Genomic DNA, 16,757 nt, shown 5'->3' with positions numbered 1-16,757 from the left:
TGACCACTGTTATGCGGGCAGTCTGAGCTAAGAAGGGAACCACTACTGAGTCGCCGTGAAGGGCGGTTAATAAGCAACATCGACGGGTGATTTTGTGATCCCTCATGAGGAACAGCCATAATCGTTCGCGTGCGCACGAAAAAGGTGGAGAAGCCAAGGATTTTCCAAGACGGCCGTGACATGATTATCTCTCTCGGAGTCATGCTCATCGTGATGTTCGTCGTCATCGGAGGGACAGGCCTGTGCCATTATCAGCCGGGCGATCCGAAAGAAGGCAAAGTCACCCGCGTCGACTACACCACGTTCCTTAAAACCGAGGCTCAATCGGCCGATTACCCTGTTCGCATACCTGCGTCGCCCGACGGATGGATTCCCAATTCAGCGCTTCGGATCAATCTCAATGGGCATTCAGGGTCCTCAGTTGGGTGGGTCCACGACAAGGACTGGATCCGATTTGTCCAAACGAGCGCATCAGTCGAGGACGTAGCCCAGGGGCTCGACGGTAAAGCCCGGGAAGAAAAAGGAACGAAAGACATCGACGGAATAACGTGGCGCATGTTTGAGGGTTCTGACGATGACGTTCGCACGGCATGGGTCGCTGATCAGAAAGACGTGCGATGGGCAGTATCGGGAACCGGCAGTACCGATGAATTCTCGACGATGGCGCGGGCTATTCAGGAAGTAAAGCCAGAGCCGTCCTCAGGAGAATCGGCCTCGTCTGAATTGTCGTCTTCGCCCTCGGCGTAATCACTATCCGCTATAGCTTTCTCAACGCGGCGTCGCGCTCCCTCGAGATAGTCCTCGCAGGTTCGAGCCAGTGCCTCGCCCCGTTCCCAGTACAAAAGCGACTCATCAAGACTCATTTGTCCGAGTTCAAGAATACGCACGACTTCAATAAGTTCCTGGCGTGCGTCTTCGTAAGATAATTCTTCGACGGGGGTAAAGCGTGGGTTGGATTCACCAGATCCGATGGTAAAAGAGTCGGAATCGTGGCGGTCGGACTGTGCCATAGATAGCTCCTTCGAAAGCGTGGAGTGCGGTTAGTTGTGGGGTTGACTTATTGAGCCGGTGAGGTCGACATCGTGGCCGCAACGATTGATCCGTCGTTGAGCCGGATCCGCAGTTGGGACCCCGGCGGGGTTTGATGAATCGAGGTCGCCACTTCGGACTCTTCACCTGGGCGCTGCACTTGGACAATGGAATACCCTCGGGCAAGCGTTGCTGACGGGCCCAATGCGGACACTTGTCCTCGCAGGTGAGCGATCTCGGAGTTCGCTCGCTCCAGCAAGAGGGTGATATTTCGCCTGATGGACGATGCATCGCGTGCTACGTCTTCCGCATGGCGATTTATCGGTGTCATCGGGTCGGCCATAACGGGGCGTTGTCGCACATCATTCAGACGATCGCGTTCGTAATCCAACCAACGGAATAGCGCTTGTTGCCCGCGTTGGCGACAATCGCGAATTCCCTCGAGCTCAGCAGCCATATCGATGACGACCCGTTTTGCCGCATCCGTGGGAGTCGCCGCGCGCAGGTCTGCTACGTCGTCGAGAACAGGGTTATCGGTCTCGTGCCCAATAGCGCTGACGACTGGCGTTCTTAGTGTGCTGACATGCCGAACGAGGCTTTCGTCGGAAAAAGGAAGAAGATCTTCGACGGAACCGCCGCCACGCGCAACGATGATGACGTCGACTGTGGAATCACGGTCGAGAATGGTTAGTGCTTCCTTGACTTCAGGAACAGCGCTGGCGCCTTGGACTGGTGGATTGAGTGTCCGAATCTTTACCGCAGGCCACCGCTCTTGGGCGATGGAAATTACGTCGCGTTCTGCGGCAGAGCCTCGGCCGGTAATGAGCCCAATGCGTCGGGGAAGAACGGGGAGTGGCTTTTTCCGCTCGGGCGCGAGTAATCCTTCGGCAGCGAGCAGTTTGCGTAGTTGCTCGATGCGGGCCAGTAGTTCACCAATTCCAACAGGGCGGATGTCGGTAATAGATAGTTTTAGTTGGCCGCGACTGACGGAATAATTCGGTTTCCCCAGAACAATGACCCGGTCACCACGTGACAGCGGAGTGGGAAGGGACGTAATGACATGATTCTTGGCGATCAGTTCAATCGACATCTCCGCTTCGACATCACGGAGGGTAAGGAACGTCCAGTACCGGGTCTGCTTCATCTGAGTGAGCTGACCCTCTACCCACACTGACCCGAGTTTCGAAATCCAGTCTCCGATTTTGCGGTTGAGGATGCGGACGGGCCACGGGGCTTCGGGGGAGGTAAGTCCGCCTCGAGCAGTATGCGACCCCGACGTGGTCGGATCCTGTTTCGCAGTCATATGTCCCACTTTAATGGTTATCTAGGACATAACTGATAGCTCGTGCGAAAGTCCTGATTGCCATGGCTTGTTGTGTGCCTCGACGCGGGCTCTTTGACCCCCGATGTTGCTGTCGTACTCAGTCCCGACGTGAGTGCCGTGGTCGTGTAGTTCGTGGCGGAAGGGAGGACGTTCCGTCGTCAGGACGGTAAGTCCGTGGCGTGAATTTTTTCGACGGATACGTGGGAGATTGTGGCGTCGAGTACGTGGATGAATGGTCCCGGTACCGCTCCCGATCTCCTTGGTGTGTATTCCGTGAAGTGCCGTCATGCTGCCGACGCGATGCAGCGGAGTCCTCATATCGCTCCTCGTATCGGCTACTTACTCGCGAGGAGCGGTTCGCTTCATATGAACGTGGCTGGTGACGTCGCGGCGCTGAGGGAGACCGTCGGGGATCGTTGTGTGCTGAATCTGTCGACGTGCTCGTCGAGTCCGAGCGATACTCGTGCGGTCGGTGGGCACGCGATGCAGAAGATCGTTGTTTCTGTTGCCCATTCCGGGATGCCCGCGATGAGGCAGATTGACGTCGTGCAGTGACGCGTGCGGTTTGCCGTCGATACAACCAGAATCGTAAGACCGCAATAATGGAGCTGATCACGACCGTCCAAAGGAGAACGAAGAAGTGTTGGACAACCGGGAAGAAGTTCGCCAATAGTGAGGTTTTGGAAAACACCGCTATGCCCTCGGAATGTCCGCTCAGCTTTCCAGCTAGGAGAGAGCAGATGGGCGTGAGAACTGTGAAAAGGATGGGCTGCGCACAGACGGTAATGAGCAGCCCTTGTACCGTGACGAGCAGGGTCGTGATGAGCGACGATGCCACGAAGAAGATGAAGTACCACCGGCCAAGGGCTCCTTCACCGGCCGAACTGATGAGCATGCCGGTCGCCATGGAGGCAGCGATGATCGCTAGGGGAGCCCACCAGAGCAGTCCCCAGAACCGATTGTCGTTGCTGTTGGAGCGCCCCGAAGAGGTTCTCGGGGAGGCAGCAGGAGTTCGATATTCTGACACAGGGAATTAGGGTACCCGTTTAAGTCCTATTTATTGGTAGGCAGACCGGTGACGGGCATTGTTGGTGTTGTTGTGGAGTCTCGTTGTACATCTTCAGTATATTGACGATTGCTTAGCGCTTTCTTTCGGGTCGTGACCTCTTTATCGATAAGTTCACTGAAGTATCGTAACCAGACGGCAACTGTAGCCATCACGGGTACAGCCAGGAACGCACCGATAATTCCGTATAAAGTACTGCCGACGGTGACGGATAGAAGAACAATGACCGGGTGGAGATTCATCGCCTTTGACTGCAAAACCGGGGAGAGGACATTCCCTTCAAGTTGTTGAACCGCGATGATGATGGCGAGCACGATTAATGCTGTCGTAAGGCCATTCGATACGAGGGCAATAAGGACGGCAATGGCTCCCGCTACGATTGCACCAACGATCGGGATGAAACCACCCATGAATGTGATGACTGCCAGCGGTAGAGCAAGCGGTACGCTGAGGATGATCAGCCCAAGGCCGATGAAGAAAGCATCGATGAGTGAAACAACCGCTTGAGCACGGATGAATCCCCCGAGCGTGTTCCAGGACCGCTGCAGGAGTTCAACGATGTGGCCTTCACCTCGTTTGCCAGAAATTTTGCCAAGCCAAGGGAGGAAACGATCGCCATCTTTCAGGAAGAAGAATGTGATCATCAGAATAACGCCGAGCATCACCGCTAATTCTGATGCCTTATTAACACCTGTTACGACGCCCGCAATGATTTGGTCCGAGCTGGATTTAATCTTGTCGATTCCCTCGTCCAGATAATCGTTGACCTGTTGATCGTCAAGATTAAGGGGCGGACCTTGAACATAGTTTTGAACCTTTTCCAGCCCTTTGATTGATTGGTCTGCCAATTGGGAGGATTGGTCGACGGCACTCGGTGCGATAAGGCTGAAGAGACCGACGATGATAGCTAAGGCACCTAGGACAGAGACCAAGGCCGCGAGCCATCGGGGAAAGTGCGCTTTGCGCATCCAATTCGTAGGAACCCAGAGCAGCGTACAGATAATGAGGGCAATCAAGATAGGAAGAACCCCTCGCCACAGCAGACCGATCGCTCTCCATGCAACGATGCCGCCGGCGATGAGGAGAACCAGCCGTATTGACCAGGCTGCGGTGACGGAGACGGCATCGCCAATGACGGCGAGACGGTCCTTGGGGGCGTCGGATGGGTCGACCTCGGGGTGGTGTTCGCCACCGCGGAATGGCGTACTGGGGTCGTGCGAATGGCCCTCCGTGCTGCCCGCGGTTGTCGACGGGTCGACCTTGTGGCTCCCAGCTGAGGTGGCTGAGCCGTTCGCTTCTGGATCGTGTTTTGTGCGGCGGTTGAAGAGTGACATTATTTGTTCTCCTCCGTGCCGTCGTCGGTAGTTGATGTGTTACTGCGTGCGTCCGAGTGTGCCGGCTCTGGCCCAGATTGTGCCGTTACCGAGTTGTGGTTCGTCCTGGTGCTTGTTTGCGGATCAATAACGACGACGGGTTGGACGGGATCAACAACGTGACTATCCACTTGCTCACTGGCGTACCGGAGTAAGACTGCGGCCACGGCCGCGAGGGGGACGGCGAGAAACGCTCCGACGACTCCGTAAACGCTTCCACCGATGGCCACCGACGCCAGGACGATAACAGGATGCAGATTCATTGCCCGCGATTGCAGGATGGGGGAGAGGACATTGCCTTCAATTTGGTGCACCAACAGTATGAGCAGCGCCGTGAGCAGCGCAGAAATCCACCCATTGGCGACGAATGCGATGACCACCGCCACAGCACCCGCAACTAGCGCGCCGAAGATCGGGATAAACCCGCAGAAGAAGTTGAGCACAGCGAGCGCGAGGGCTAGCGGGACATGAAGGATTGATAGCCCAATGGCAATAAAGACGGAGTTGAGGAAGGAAATGATTGCTTGCGCACGGATGAACCCTCCGAGAGTTTTCCACGACCTAGCGAATATTTCGTGGAGGTGCGTCCCAATCGAGCCAGAAAACTGGCGGTCAATCCATGGTAGAAACTTGTGTCCGTCGTTGAGGAAGAAGAATGTCAGCATGAGGACAATGCCCAATGTGACCGCTACCGATGACGCAGCCGATGCTCCTGACAGCACGGAGCTGACAAGAGATCCAGAATGCTCTTGGATGTGGGACGCGGCTTCGTCAAGAGCTTGGTTGAGTTGGGTGTCTTTGATGTTGAGCGGTGGCCCATTGAGCGCTTCTTTAGTTTCCCTTAAGGAGTGGGAGGCGCTGTGAGCTAAAGACTCAGATTGGTCGATAACACTCGTTGTCACGAGGCTAAGCGTGCCAATAACAATTACTGCGGCCCCCAAAATAACCACGATCGCCGATAGGGCATGCGGCACTTTGTGCTTGGTGAGCCAGTGAACCGGGGGCCAGAGCAAAGTGCAGACAATGATTGAGATCATCACGGGCAGGAGCGCACTCCAGATCAGTCCTAACCCATACCAGAGAAGAAATGCAGCCAGCGCGATCGCAAGGAACCGTAAACACCACAACGCTAAGCGCTTGATATTCACGGCTATCGACGCCGAACGGCTTGCCTCTGTGAGCGGCGCATGGGCGTAATACGGAACCCCCATGACGTCGTCGGCGTTATCACGATTGGCTAGCTGACTCGCATGGTGTTGGCTAAGGGGAGCGAGCGAACCGGGCACGCGCCTCGGTTCTGGTTCGGAAGAGGATTTCATCATCACGGACTATTGTGCACTATTCGGCCAGATTAGTGTGATCCCTGAAGCACAGTTGCTGTTAATAACCCTGATCATAGAGCTTTTCATCGGTGGCTTCGGGGTTGTCGCCGAGCTTGCCGGAGGTCTCATCGGGATGTTTCATCAGTGAGTACGTGCTCGTCGCTAGGCCACCCCAAATGACCAACATGAACAGGACCATCATCATGACTGCTGTTCCACTCATTGGTCGCCATCCTTCCCGTTCGTAGCGTCGCTAATTGTTGAGGGTATGTCTGCGGTATCGCCGCCCGTGACGGGCTGGCCCGTCGAACCGTGGCGGTCTGGATCGAGCGAGACCGCTTCTATGCGGCCACGACGTTGGCGTCGGCGTTGCTCAGCGGCAAAGCCAGCTTTACGCGATTCATGGCTCTGAGGGGTGACGATGCGCTGATGCACGTTGAACTCCACACCGAAGTCCGTACCGGGCGGGCCGGATAGGGACGGGTTTCCACGCCACGGAACGACGGACATCATGAAGGCAACAATCACGATAAGTGTGACAACACCCCATCCGTAGAGGTCAATCTGTTGGTCGGAGTAGCCGCCGTAGTTGGACTTGAACAGGTTTTGGAGCTCCTGGATTAGCGTGTACCCAAGGATGATCGGCGTGATGTTGGTGACGCAAATTCGCCAGAAGTTGCCCACTTGGAAAGATGACACCGCATTGAGGTGTAGGGAAAATTCGTCGAGCCGACGTAAAACCCAATCGACGCACACGATGGTGATCAAGGAGATGCACACAATGCCGACGTTGTTGGTGTACTTGTCCATGATGTCCAATGTGGATAAGCCTGACGTCGTGGAAAAAAGGGCTAAAGAAATGATGCCCATGACCACACCGGTGCCGATAGCCGCGCTCTTGCGATCAAGGTTTAATTTGTCTTTCACCGCAGAGACAACGACTTCCAACAGTGAGAAGAGCGATGTGAAGCCTGCGATGGCGAGTGAACCGAAGAAGAGGACACCAAAGACGGCGCCACCAGGCATGGAATTGATGATCGTTGGGAAAGCTACGAATGCGAGACCGATACCGTTGGAAACGACCTTGTCCACCGGGACGCCTTCTTGCGTGGCCATGTATCCCAATGCGGCAAAGACCCCAATACCGGCCAGAAGTTCAAATCCCGAGTTTGCGAAGCCGGTGACCAGACCAGTTCCGGTGAGGTTGGTCCGTGGTTTCAAGTACGACGAATAGGTCAACATGATGCCGAAGCCGACGGACAGCGAGAAGAAAATCTGCCCGTACGCTGCGACCCAGACTTCCGTATTCGTCAACGCGGACCAATTCGGGGTAAAGAGTGCGTCCAACCCCCGTGAAGCGCCATCCATAAACAGTGCGTAGATCACAACGATGAGGAACAGCACAGTGAGCAAGGGCATGAATACCTTAGAGACCTTGCCGATGCCTTCGTCGACTCCCATTGCCAACACGATGATCGTCGCTACCCACACTAAGGCCAGGGCAATGGCGATTTGCCAGACGATTGACGTCGAAAATGTTTGTGTTGCCTCGGAGTGGAGGAACTCGTCGGAGAAATAGGAGTCGGGTTTGCTTCCCCATGCGCGGGTGAAGGACTTAATGGTGTACAACCCGGCCCACCCAATGATGGCCGCGTAGTAAATCGAAATGAAGAATGCGATGCCAACCTGGATCCAGCCAATGGGCTCGGTCCAACCGCTTATGCGCTTAAACACAAGGGGAGCTGACCCGCGAAACCGGTGCCCCAGGGTGTAGTCGAGGAATAGCAGAGGGATTCCTGCCGTCAGCAGCGCGATGATGTACGGAATGAGGAACGCGCCACCGCCATTGGAATACGCCACATAGGGGAAGCGCCAAATATTTCCTAATCCGACGGCTGAACCGATAGCAGCTAAGAGGAAAGCTGAGCGGGAAGAGAACGTTTCGCGCGATGCAGCGGAAGCGTCACTCTCTGAGGGGGAATGAGACATGTAGAAGATGCCTTTCCGCTAAGGCTTCGACCCAACCGAGTGTCAGACGACTAGTAAGCGCGCATGAGCGGCTCGATGGGAGTTGCCGTGATGGGGAGAAATGGATTGGTCCTTACGGGTGGGGGACGCAAGCCGGCATCACGCCGGGGGTGGTGGCGTGCTCGACCGTGAAAATACTATCACCCTGTGGCCGACGGTCTGTCGACGTTCCGTCGGCGCGAATGGCGCGTGACGTGCGACGGTGTGTCGCGTTTGTGCCATTCGTGTTTCGCTGGTGTTGTAATTGTGCGTCGCGCGTTTAGTCGAGGTCCCCCATCGATGGCGGTTTGTACTGCACGTAGGATGTGTGGCATGAGTCTTACCCTCGGAATTGTCGGTCTACCCAATGTAGGAAAATCCACCCTTTTCAACGCGTTAACCCGAAACGATGTGCTGGCAGCTAATTATCCCTTTGCGACGATCGAACCCAACGTCGGCTTGGTCGAACTACCGGACGCACGCCTGAAACGTTTGGCGGAGATGTTCGATTCTGCGGAGATCATCCCGGCGACGGTCTCGTTCGTTGACATTGCGGGAATTGTGAAAGGTGCCTCTGAAGGGGAGGGGTTGGGCAACCAATTCCTGGCGAATATTCGTGAGGCAGATGCGATTTGCCAGGTTGTCCGGGCTTTTACGGATGACGATGTGGTGCATGTTGACGGAAAGGTCGATCCGTCCAGCGATATTGACGTTATTGAGACTGAGCTCATTTTGGCCGACATGCAGACCCTTGAAAAGGCTCTTCCCCGCCTGGAGAAGGAAGCAAAGAAGAATAAAGACAAGGCGGTGGAACGTGATGCCGTCGGCGAGGCTTTGAAGGTGCTTGAGGATGGTCACACGTTGTTCTCGGCGAAAGATTCGCTTGATTTAACGGCGTTGAAAGAACTGAATTTGTTGACGGCAAAGCCGTTCCTTTATGTTTTCAACTCAGACGAAGCAGTTCTGACTGATGAAGCAAAGAAGAAAGAATTGACGGAGTTGGTTGCTCCGGCTCAAGCAGTGTTCCTTGACGCCGAGACCGAGGCTGAACTACTCGAGCTTGACGACGACGAAGCCGCGGAACTGTTGGCGTCTGTGGGGCAGGATGAGCCCGGTTTGAACAAGCTGGCTCGAGCTGGATTTGCCACGCTGGGGTTGCAGACGTATCTCACCGCTGGTCCGAAGGAAGCGCGTGCGTGGACTATCCATCAGGGAGATACTGCGCCTCAAGCCGCTGGCGTTATTCACTCCGACTTTGAACGCGGATTTATTAAGGCAGAGATCGTTTCGTATGACGATCTGAATGAGCTGGGCTCCATGGCGGAGGCGCGAGCGCATGGCAAGGTCCGCCAAGAAGGTAAGGATTATGTCATGCAAGATGGAGATGTTGTTGAATTCAAATTCAATGTCTAACTGATTCGCGTTTCTTCATAACGCTCGATTGTGGTGCTTTGCAATTGCTTAGTGGCATGATGCTTAGCCACGTCATGCCCAGGCACATGGTGCTCGACCGCCTGGAACTCGACCGCACGAAAAAAGTAACTAAAGCATTATCATCTCCCAGGTTTCGGATAAGTAAGGCGACGACCGTCGGTGAGCTTCCACCTTCGTGGTCGGGGGAATCTGGGTGAAGGTTCGGGTCGGGTGGGCTGAATCCCCCTGATTCTCAGCGAGCTGGTTACGAGCGAGCTGATTGGTTTTATATATCCATTTTTCTGGGAATCGACGTTGCTGGCGCAGTTGATGCAGGTGATCCGGGGGGTCGGCGGCGTGAGGTCGGTGATCACGTAGCTGTTTATGACGATATCTGGCACCACGGGGGATTTGAGGAATATGCAGTGGTGGACGGGTGCTCCCGCGATCATTCCTGATCATGTCTCGTTCGCGTCTGCAGCCGCTGTTCCCTTTGCTAGTCTGACTGCTTGCCAGGCAATCGAGCGGAAATCGCAGGTGGCTAGTAGTGACACTGTGACGATCACCGGTGCAGGTGTGGGCGGCGAAAGTTTTGTTATTCAGATTGCAGTTAACCGAGGTTCCCATGTCGTGGGAGTAGCGTTGGGAAGATGTGAAGACCGTGTGCGGTCCTCAGGTGCTCACGAATTTTTGATTATCGGACTACCGACGATGTTGATCCGGTTGTGACGTCGACGATTAGTCTTGGTGAGTTGCCGCATCGGCTCGAAGAGGTGTCTGCAGAGAAAAACGGAAGGAGAACTGTCGCCGTGCTCTAAGGGTGTTCTGTTCTGAGTACCTACGAAGGGTCAGCTACTCGGTCATTCGAGTTTTAGTGGTTCATGGATGATTGGGGGTCTAACGGGAGTACGCCGCAAAACGTTTATTGGTGCAGATTTGTAGAAGTGGTTCTCTATTATCGTTTCTACAAATTTTTATATTTTCACGCTTTATATTGGAATCGTCAAGATTAAGAACTTCTGTTGTTAGTTAAAGAATTGCTCTACCGGTTTTCGGTTTAAAGTGCTTAGCTCGACGTGACAGCCGGCCATGCTTGATGGTGTACCATCGGCGAGCAGCAGAACGCAGTCTCCGATTACGTCGGCTCTAGACTCCGGCGTGTGGAGCATATGGCTCAACCTTATCTTTTCTCCCGCCTGATAAGAAAGCGTGACTTAGTGAAAAGCGCACAGCTTATTGTTCAAACCCTTCGAGCTCAAGGTGTCCGGTATATTTTTGGGGTTCCTGGGGCCAAAATTGATGAAGTGTACGACGCCCTTGTCGATGCGGACGATATTGAGGTCGTTGTATGCCGCCATGAGCAGAATGCAACGTTTATGGCCCAGGCTATTGGCCGGCTAACCGGGAAGCCGGGGGTTGTTTTGGTGACTTCTGGGCCAGGAACCACCAACTTGGCAACTGGGCTTGTTACCGCAAATACTGAGCAGGATCCCGTGGTCGCAATTGCGGGCACCGTGGGGTTGCCAGACAGGCTGAAGCGAACGCACCAATCTCTCGATGCTGTGAACTTTTTGGCGCCGGTTACTAAATTCGCCGCTGAATCAACGTGTGTCGATGATGTCTCAGAACTTATTACTAACGCATTCCGGGAGGCTCAACAAGAGCCCCGTGGTGCGGCTGCTGTCATGGTCCCTGCGGACGTAGCTGGATCTGAAACGTCAGCGCCTCTCCTTGAGTTCCCTGACCCGGCACCTCTAGGTCCGGCATCGCGGGCGCTCGTCGATAAGGCTAAAAAACGTATTGAAAACGCTAAATTGCCTGTTCTACTCGTGGGAATGCGAGGAGCAGGGGAGAGTGCAGTTCGAGAACTACGTCAATTAATAAAGACAACGAATCTTCCTGTCGTTGAAACTTTCCAAGGAGCGGGGGTTATTTCCCGTGATTTGGAGAATAACTTCCTGGGCCGTGTTGGCTTGTTTAAAAACCAACCCGGTGACGTTCTGCTCAATAAGGCAGACTTAATTATTTCTGTCGGTTACGATTCAGTGGAATACGATCCTCGTGTGTGGAATTTTAATGGCCAGCATGACATCATCCACGTTGATTCCATTCAGGCAGACATCGATACTCACTACCGGCCAACCTTGGAGCTCGTTGGCGACATTTCAGGCACGCTTCACGAGTTAAACAGTGTGATAAATCCGGTAGAGGTGGGACAGGCTGAGCGCTCTTTCATTGACCGACGACTTGAAGCCTTAGCCCGTACTCAGCGTCAGGGTGCAGAGCAGACGACAAGCGATTTGGGTGTGAACCCGGCTCGTTTGGTCCTGACCCTTCGGGACCTCATCACTGACGACAAAACAACTGTGGCGGCGGATATCGGAACGCATTCCATTTACCTCGCGCGGTATTTCCGCACGTATGAGCCCCGTACTTTGCTGTTTTCTAATGGCCAGCAGACCTTAGGTGTTGCTTTGCCGTGGGCAATTGCGGCGGCATTAGTTAGCAGGGATCATCCAGTCGTTTCAGTGTCGGGCGATGGTGGTTTCCTTTATTCAGCACAGGAATTGGAGACAGCAACACGTTTAGGACTCCACCTTGTCCACGTTATTATGCGAGATAATTCGTATGACATGGTCAAGTTCCAGCAGGAAAATAAATTTGGCCGTCCATCAGCCGTTGAATTAGGCGATTATGACGCGGTCAAATACGCGGAAGCATTTGGGGCCAAAGGCTACCGCGTTCACACACTGGAAGACTTTTTCACCGCGTTTTCCCAAGCGATGGCGGATGAGGGAGTGTCCATCGTGGATGTATCCGTCGATTACACAGACAGTGTGTCGTTAGCTCAGCATTTGGACTTCTCCGTGCTGAACTAACAACGGCTGATTTCTTGACGCTTAATTCTTCTTAGCGTTTTTCTGACGCTCCGCCTGCGTGACGGCGTGCTTGAGCTCGTTTTTATCCATGTCGGATCGGCCTTCGATATTCAGGCGTTTAGCGTCTTCATAGAGCTGAGCTTTTGTCCGTCCTTGTGGGCCCTGATGGGAGCGTTGCCCCCCTCGTTCAGAGGGAGACTTGTCGTTCGTAGACGTTGGTGAGGCCTGCTCAGATTCACCCTGTTGCGCACGGGTTTTATTGACCGTGCGGGCTGCGATCTCTTCGGCAGTGCTCTCCGAGCGACCCTTGTCCGTGAGTGAATCCTTAATGTGCTCGTATTGCCGTTCGCGTTTCTTATTCCATGCTTGTTGGGGCATGACAATCACCGTCCTTGTCCTATAACGATATTCCCGTTAAACGCGATGTGGAGGCGATGGGTGATATGAAAAGCTATGCCTCGGGTATATCTACACCCTATTCCTTGACCGTGATGCCAGTAGGTGTTGGGCCAGCACGGCGTGTGGTACCCAAGCTAGTCGATGGTGCCCAGCTCATCTTTAGTTATTGAGAAATCGACATCGAGCGTGTGGATAGTGCACAGGTGTATCGTCGGAACGTGGGAAGGTTTTTCCCGACCGCGGCCGAGATGAATCGTGGTGTTAACTATCAATATAATGTCTGCCACTCTGACACATTCCTTATTTTTGTTAGCGCATGCTTGTGCGTTGTAGAAGGCCGTGTCATTCGCGGAGTAGCTCCCCGTTTTACACTATTTTCACTTTTTTGAGGAAGGTAACGACATGAGCGTCGTAAATGAAAAATATACGTTGGCCAATGGGGTTGAAATCCCGAAGCTAGGGCTTGGTACCTGGTTTATTGACGATGATAAAGCAGCGCAAGCTGTTCGCGATGCAGTGAAGATTGGTTACCGCAATATTGATACAGCTCAAGCGTATGGCAATGAGCGTGGAGTCGGTGAGGGGATACGGACCGCGGATATTCCCCGAGAGGATTTATTCGTCTCAACGAAGTTGGCTGCTGAAATTAAGAATTACGATGAAGCAGTTAAATCTATAGATGGATCCCTGGAGACCTTGGGATTGGATTATGTAGACCTGATGCTCATTCATTCTCCACAACCGTGGGATGACTTCCGCGGTGGTGACTATTCCGAGGGGAATCGCCAAGCATGGCGTGCTTTGGAGGAGGCGTATCAAGCGGGGAAAATTCGTGCTATCGGCGTTTCGAACTTTTTGGAGTCGGACCTCAATAACATCCTCGATTCTTGTTCCGTGCAGCCGTTAGTTAACCAACTGCTGGTGCACGTCGGGAACACACCCCATGAACTGCTGTCTTTCTGCGCATCTAACGACATACTTGTTGAAGCCTATTCGCCAATTGCTCACGGCGAAATGCTGAAGAATAAAGACGTTGCCGAGATAGCGGAGAAATATGGCGTAAGTATTCCGCAACTGTGCATTCGTTATACCCTGCAATTGGGAACGGTATCGCTGCCAAAGACCGCCAATCCGGATCATATGCAGAGCAATGCAGACGTTGATTTCGTGATTTCAGACGAGGATATGGATGCTTTGAAGAAGCTAGATGCTCGGGATTACGGCGAGAGTAGCCAATTCCCCGTGTACTCCGGGAAGTAAAGTTCGCTGTCGGATACATAGTTCACCTCGTTACTACATGTGAAATCCACCATTGGTGTGGCCGGGCTCCACCAATGGTGTGAGCTGGCCTGAGGGATAAGTCACAACTCGATCGTCGCTGGAATTTCGTGCACTACACTGATCGACGCATGTTTGAAATCAACCCCGGAAGGGAGACCATGGACGTCGACAAAACAGTTGATGAGTATTACCAGCAGATTCTCAAGCGGAACCCGGGCGAGCCTGAATTTCATCAAGCCGCTCAGGAGATCCTCAGCAGTCTGAAGTACGTCCTCCGAAAAGATGATCACTACGCAGATGAAGGGCTCATCCAACGTCTCGCTGAACCTGAGCGTCAAATTATCTTCCGTGTTCCGTGGATTGATGACCAGGGGAATGTTCAGGTCAACCGTGGTTTCCGTGTTCAGTTTAATTCCGTCCTAGGGCCGTATAAGGGTGGTCTCCGTTTCCACCCCTCTGTGAACCTAGGCATTATCAAGTTCCTTGGTTTTGAGCAGATCTTCAAAAATTCCTTGACCGGTCTTCCAATCGGTGGCGGTAAAGGCGGTTCTGACTTTGATCCGAAAGGTAAGTCCGAACATGAAGTAATGAGGTTCTGTCAGTCGTTCATGTTGGAGCTCCAACGCCATATCGGCGAGGACATCGACGTTCCCGCAGGTGACATCGGCGTCGGTGGGCGCGAAATCGGCTACCTCTTCGGTCAGTATCGACGCATCACGGGCCGTCATGAGTCCGGAGTTCTCACTGGTAAAGGGCTAACCTGGGGTGGATCTCTCGTCCGCACGGAAGCCACAGGCTACGGCGTCGTCTACTTCATGCAGGAAATGATGGCGTCGAATAAAGAACGGCTCCATGGCGCCAAAGTCATCGTCTCTGGCTCGGGGAACGTAGCTATTTACGCTATTGAAAAAGCTCAAGAGCTTGGTGCCACGGTGGTCGCGTTTTCCGATTCGTCAGGGTATGTCTCTACCCCTGAAGGAGTGGACGTGGAGCTCCTCAAAGACGTTAAAGAGGTGCGCCGTGGCCGTGTGTCGGATTATGCCAACGAAACCGACAAGGCGACGTTCCACGAAAAAGGCAACATTTGGGAAGTCAAGGCCGACGTCGCGCTTCCCTGTGCCACGCAGAACGAGTTGGGTGAGGAAGACGCCAAGATGCTCGCGGACAATGGCTGCAAATATGTGGCTGAGGGGGCGAATATGCCCTGCACGCCGGAAGCAATTGACGTTTTTAACACCCGCCATACACTGTTTGCTCCTGGTAAAGCGGCTAATGCCGGCGGTGTGGCAACCTCAGCGTTGGAAATGCAGCAGAACGCGTCGCGCGATTCGTGGTCCTTCAACTACACAGACCAGCGCTTGCGCGACACCATGCATAATATCTTTAGGGCCTGCAACGATACCGCCAACGAGTATGAAGTCCCTGGTGACTACGTTGTTGGTGCAAATATCGCCGGTTTCAAGAAGGTCGCAGATGCCATGCTTGCGCAGGGTGTGATTTAGTAGCGCGTCGATGAGCAGGACGCGGCCCAACTGTCGATGCAGTGAGGGGGTCACGTATCCCCTCATTTCTTCATGAGGAATGTCTTACTAATCATCGGCGTTCCTATAAGCATGAAGAGATTCGGGTCTTTGAGTTTCGGTCATTATTCAGGGCGCGCGACTGATGGTAATGGATACACGGCACGAAATGCCTTGCAGGAAGCCGTTGAGTTAGCGAAAGCTGCCGATGGCTTAGGGGTTAATGGCGCATATCTCCGTGTACACCATTATCTTCCGCAGCACGCGAGCCCCATTCCTTTGTTGTCTGCAATGGCAGCCGTAACGAAAAATCTTGAAGTGGGCACTGGCGTTATCGATATGCGCTACGAAAACCCGCTTTACCTCGCAGAAGAAGCTGCTGCTTTAGATCTGCTAAGTAACGGCCGCGTTGCCCTGGGCGTGTCGCGTGGTTCACCCGAAGCCGCTGAACGTGGCTGGGAGTCCTTTGGATACACCGGCTCAACAGAGCCCCGCGGCGCTGATATTGCCCATCAGCATTTTGATACATTTCTCCGTGCTGTGCGCGGGGAACCCATGGCCACTGCCGCGAAGGATCAGTATCCACCGATGTACCGGCCGGGCGCCGGTTTGCCGGTGTTGCCACAGTCACCCGATTTGGATCACCGCATCTGGTGGGGTGCTGGTCGTCGTGAAACCGCTGAGTGGGCTGCTGAACAAGGCGTTAATCTGATGAGCTCCACGCTACTTACTGAGGCCACCGGCGAAGCATTTGCGGACCTGCAGGCGAAGCAAGTGCAGCACTATCACGAAGCGTGGAAACAGGCGGGCCACGATTGGACTCCTCGTGTGTCGGTAAGTAGAACTATTTTCCCGATTATCGACGACTACGACCGTAAGTTGTATTTAGGGGGCCAATCGAAAGACGGGATTGGCATTATCGACGGGGTTAATGCAACCTTTGGGAAGACCTACGCAGCCGAGCCAGACAAACTCGTTGAACAATTGCGTCACGATGCAGCCGTTATGGATGCGGATACGCTAATGCTGACTATTCCGAGCCAGCTCGGCGTCGAAGCGAATAAGAAAATTCTTAAGTCTTTCGCTTTGTACGTGGCTCCTGAACTCGGCTGGGAACCAACTAATCAGGATTAAGTAACTGGTC

Annotated in this window: 15 protein-coding genes; 7 read left to right on the top strand and 8 right to left on the bottom strand. The window is 53.8% G+C overall.

The genetic code is table 11. From position 1 onward, the window contains the following. The first annotated feature begins 129 nt into the window (after window positions 1–129). Window positions 130–747: a DUF4245 domain-containing protein gene (locus I6J23_RS00380; RefSeq protein ID WP_204582095.1), complete on the top strand. Its 618-nt coding sequence runs from the start codon at window positions 130–132 to the stop codon at window positions 745–747. Here I6J23_RS00380 and I6J23_RS00375 read toward each other — a convergent pair. From I6J23_RS00375 to I6J23_RS00345, 7 genes are all read right to left on the bottom strand, one after another. Then, window positions 675–1,010, bottom strand: a complete 336-nt coding sequence (locus tag I6J23_RS00375) for an exodeoxyribonuclease VII small subunit (protein WP_204582094.1) — start codon at window positions 1,008–1,010, stop codon at window positions 675–677. The genes I6J23_RS00380 and I6J23_RS00375 overlap by 73 nt on opposite strands. A gap of 47 nt (window positions 1,011–1,057) precedes the next feature. After that, window positions 1,058–2,332 carry an exodeoxyribonuclease VII large subunit gene (xseA, locus tag I6J23_RS00370; protein WP_204582093.1) on the bottom strand — a complete coding sequence of 425 codons (1,275 nt, stop codon included), beginning with the start codon at window positions 2,330–2,332 and terminating at the stop codon, window positions 1,058–1,060. A 118-nt stretch (window positions 2,333–2,450) separates the two neighbouring features. Further along, window positions 2,451–3,380, bottom strand: coding sequence for a DUF6542 domain-containing protein (locus tag I6J23_RS00365; protein ID WP_204582092.1), 930 nt, complete (start codon window positions 3,378–3,380; stop codon window positions 2,451–2,453). A 26-nt stretch (window positions 3,381–3,406) separates the two neighbouring features. Further along, window positions 3,407–4,753 (bottom strand): AI-2E family transporter, encoded by a 1,347-nt coding sequence (locus tag I6J23_RS00360; protein WP_204582091.1) that lies wholly within the window; start codon window positions 4,751–4,753, stop codon window positions 3,407–3,409. After that, a complete protein-coding gene (locus I6J23_RS00355; protein ID WP_204582090.1) occupies window positions 4,753–6,114 on the bottom strand; it encodes an AI-2E family transporter in 1,362 nt (453 codons plus the stop codon). Before I6J23_RS00355 ends, I6J23_RS00360 begins: the two co-directional genes overlap by 1 nt. Window positions 6,115–6,172: 58 nt before the next feature. Then, the gene (gene metS / locus I6J23_RS00350; protein ID WP_046203096.1) at window positions 6,173–6,337 is read right to left on the bottom strand and encodes a methionine/alanine import NSS transporter subunit MetS; all 165 of its coding nucleotides are present in this window, start codon (window positions 6,335–6,337) and stop codon (window positions 6,173–6,175) included. Beyond that, window positions 6,334–8,103 (bottom strand): sodium-dependent transporter, encoded by a 1,770-nt coding sequence (locus I6J23_RS00345; RefSeq protein ID WP_204582089.1) that lies wholly within the window; start codon window positions 8,101–8,103, stop codon window positions 6,334–6,336. Before I6J23_RS00345 ends, metS begins: the two co-directional genes overlap by 4 nt. Window positions 8,104–8,454: 351 nt before the next feature. On the opposite strand from I6J23_RS00345, the gene ychF reads away from it, so the two are divergent. From ychF to alsS, 3 genes are all read left to right on the top strand, one after another. After that, window positions 8,455–9,534 carry a redox-regulated ATPase YchF gene (ychF, locus tag I6J23_RS00340; protein WP_204582088.1) on the top strand — a complete coding sequence of 360 codons (1,080 nt, stop codon included), beginning with the start codon at window positions 8,455–8,457 and terminating at the stop codon, window positions 9,532–9,534. Between the two features lie 384 nt (window positions 9,535–9,918). After that, window positions 9,919–10,263, top strand: coding sequence for a hypothetical protein (locus I6J23_RS00335; RefSeq protein WP_204582087.1), 345 nt, complete (start codon window positions 9,919–9,921; stop codon window positions 10,261–10,263). A 488-nt stretch (window positions 10,264–10,751) separates the two neighbouring features. Next, window positions 10,752–12,413: an acetolactate synthase AlsS gene (gene alsS, locus I6J23_RS00330; RefSeq protein ID WP_239454919.1), complete on the top strand. Its 1,662-nt coding sequence runs from the start codon at window positions 10,752–10,754 to the stop codon at window positions 12,411–12,413. Between the two features lie 21 nt (window positions 12,414–12,434). Here the strand turns inward: alsS and I6J23_RS00325 are convergent, their stop codons facing one another. Next, window positions 12,435–12,791, bottom strand: a complete 357-nt coding sequence (locus I6J23_RS00325) for a plasmid stabilization protein (RefSeq protein ID WP_204582085.1) — start codon at window positions 12,789–12,791, stop codon at window positions 12,435–12,437. Between the two features lie 423 nt (window positions 12,792–13,214). On the opposite strand from I6J23_RS00325, the gene I6J23_RS00320 reads away from it, so the two are divergent. The 3 genes from I6J23_RS00320 (at window position 13,215) to I6J23_RS00310 (ending at window position 16,747) form a co-directional block, all read left to right on the top strand. Further along, window positions 13,215–14,072, top strand: a complete 858-nt coding sequence (locus tag I6J23_RS00320; protein ID WP_204582084.1) for an aldo/keto reductase — start codon at window positions 13,215–13,217, stop codon at window positions 14,070–14,072. 179 nt (window positions 14,073–14,251) lie between these two features. Then, window positions 14,252–15,595, top strand: coding sequence for an NADP-specific glutamate dehydrogenase (gene gdhA, locus I6J23_RS00315; RefSeq protein ID WP_204582824.1), 1,344 nt, complete (start codon window positions 14,252–14,254; stop codon window positions 15,593–15,595). A 111-nt stretch (window positions 15,596–15,706) separates the two neighbouring features. Then, on the top strand, window positions 15,707–16,747 hold the full coding sequence (locus I6J23_RS00310) for an LLM class flavin-dependent oxidoreductase (RefSeq protein WP_204582823.1): 1,041 nt from the start codon (window positions 15,707–15,709) through the stop codon (window positions 16,745–16,747). Window positions 16,748–16,757 lie beyond the last annotated feature (10 nt).

It is taken from the genome of Corynebacterium kroppenstedtii (assembly GCF_016894245.1).
Lineage (GTDB): Bacteria > Actinomycetota > Actinomycetes > Mycobacteriales > Mycobacteriaceae > Corynebacterium.
Note: the sequence above shows the minus strand (reverse complement) of the source record. Positions and strands in the feature narration are given on the sequence as shown.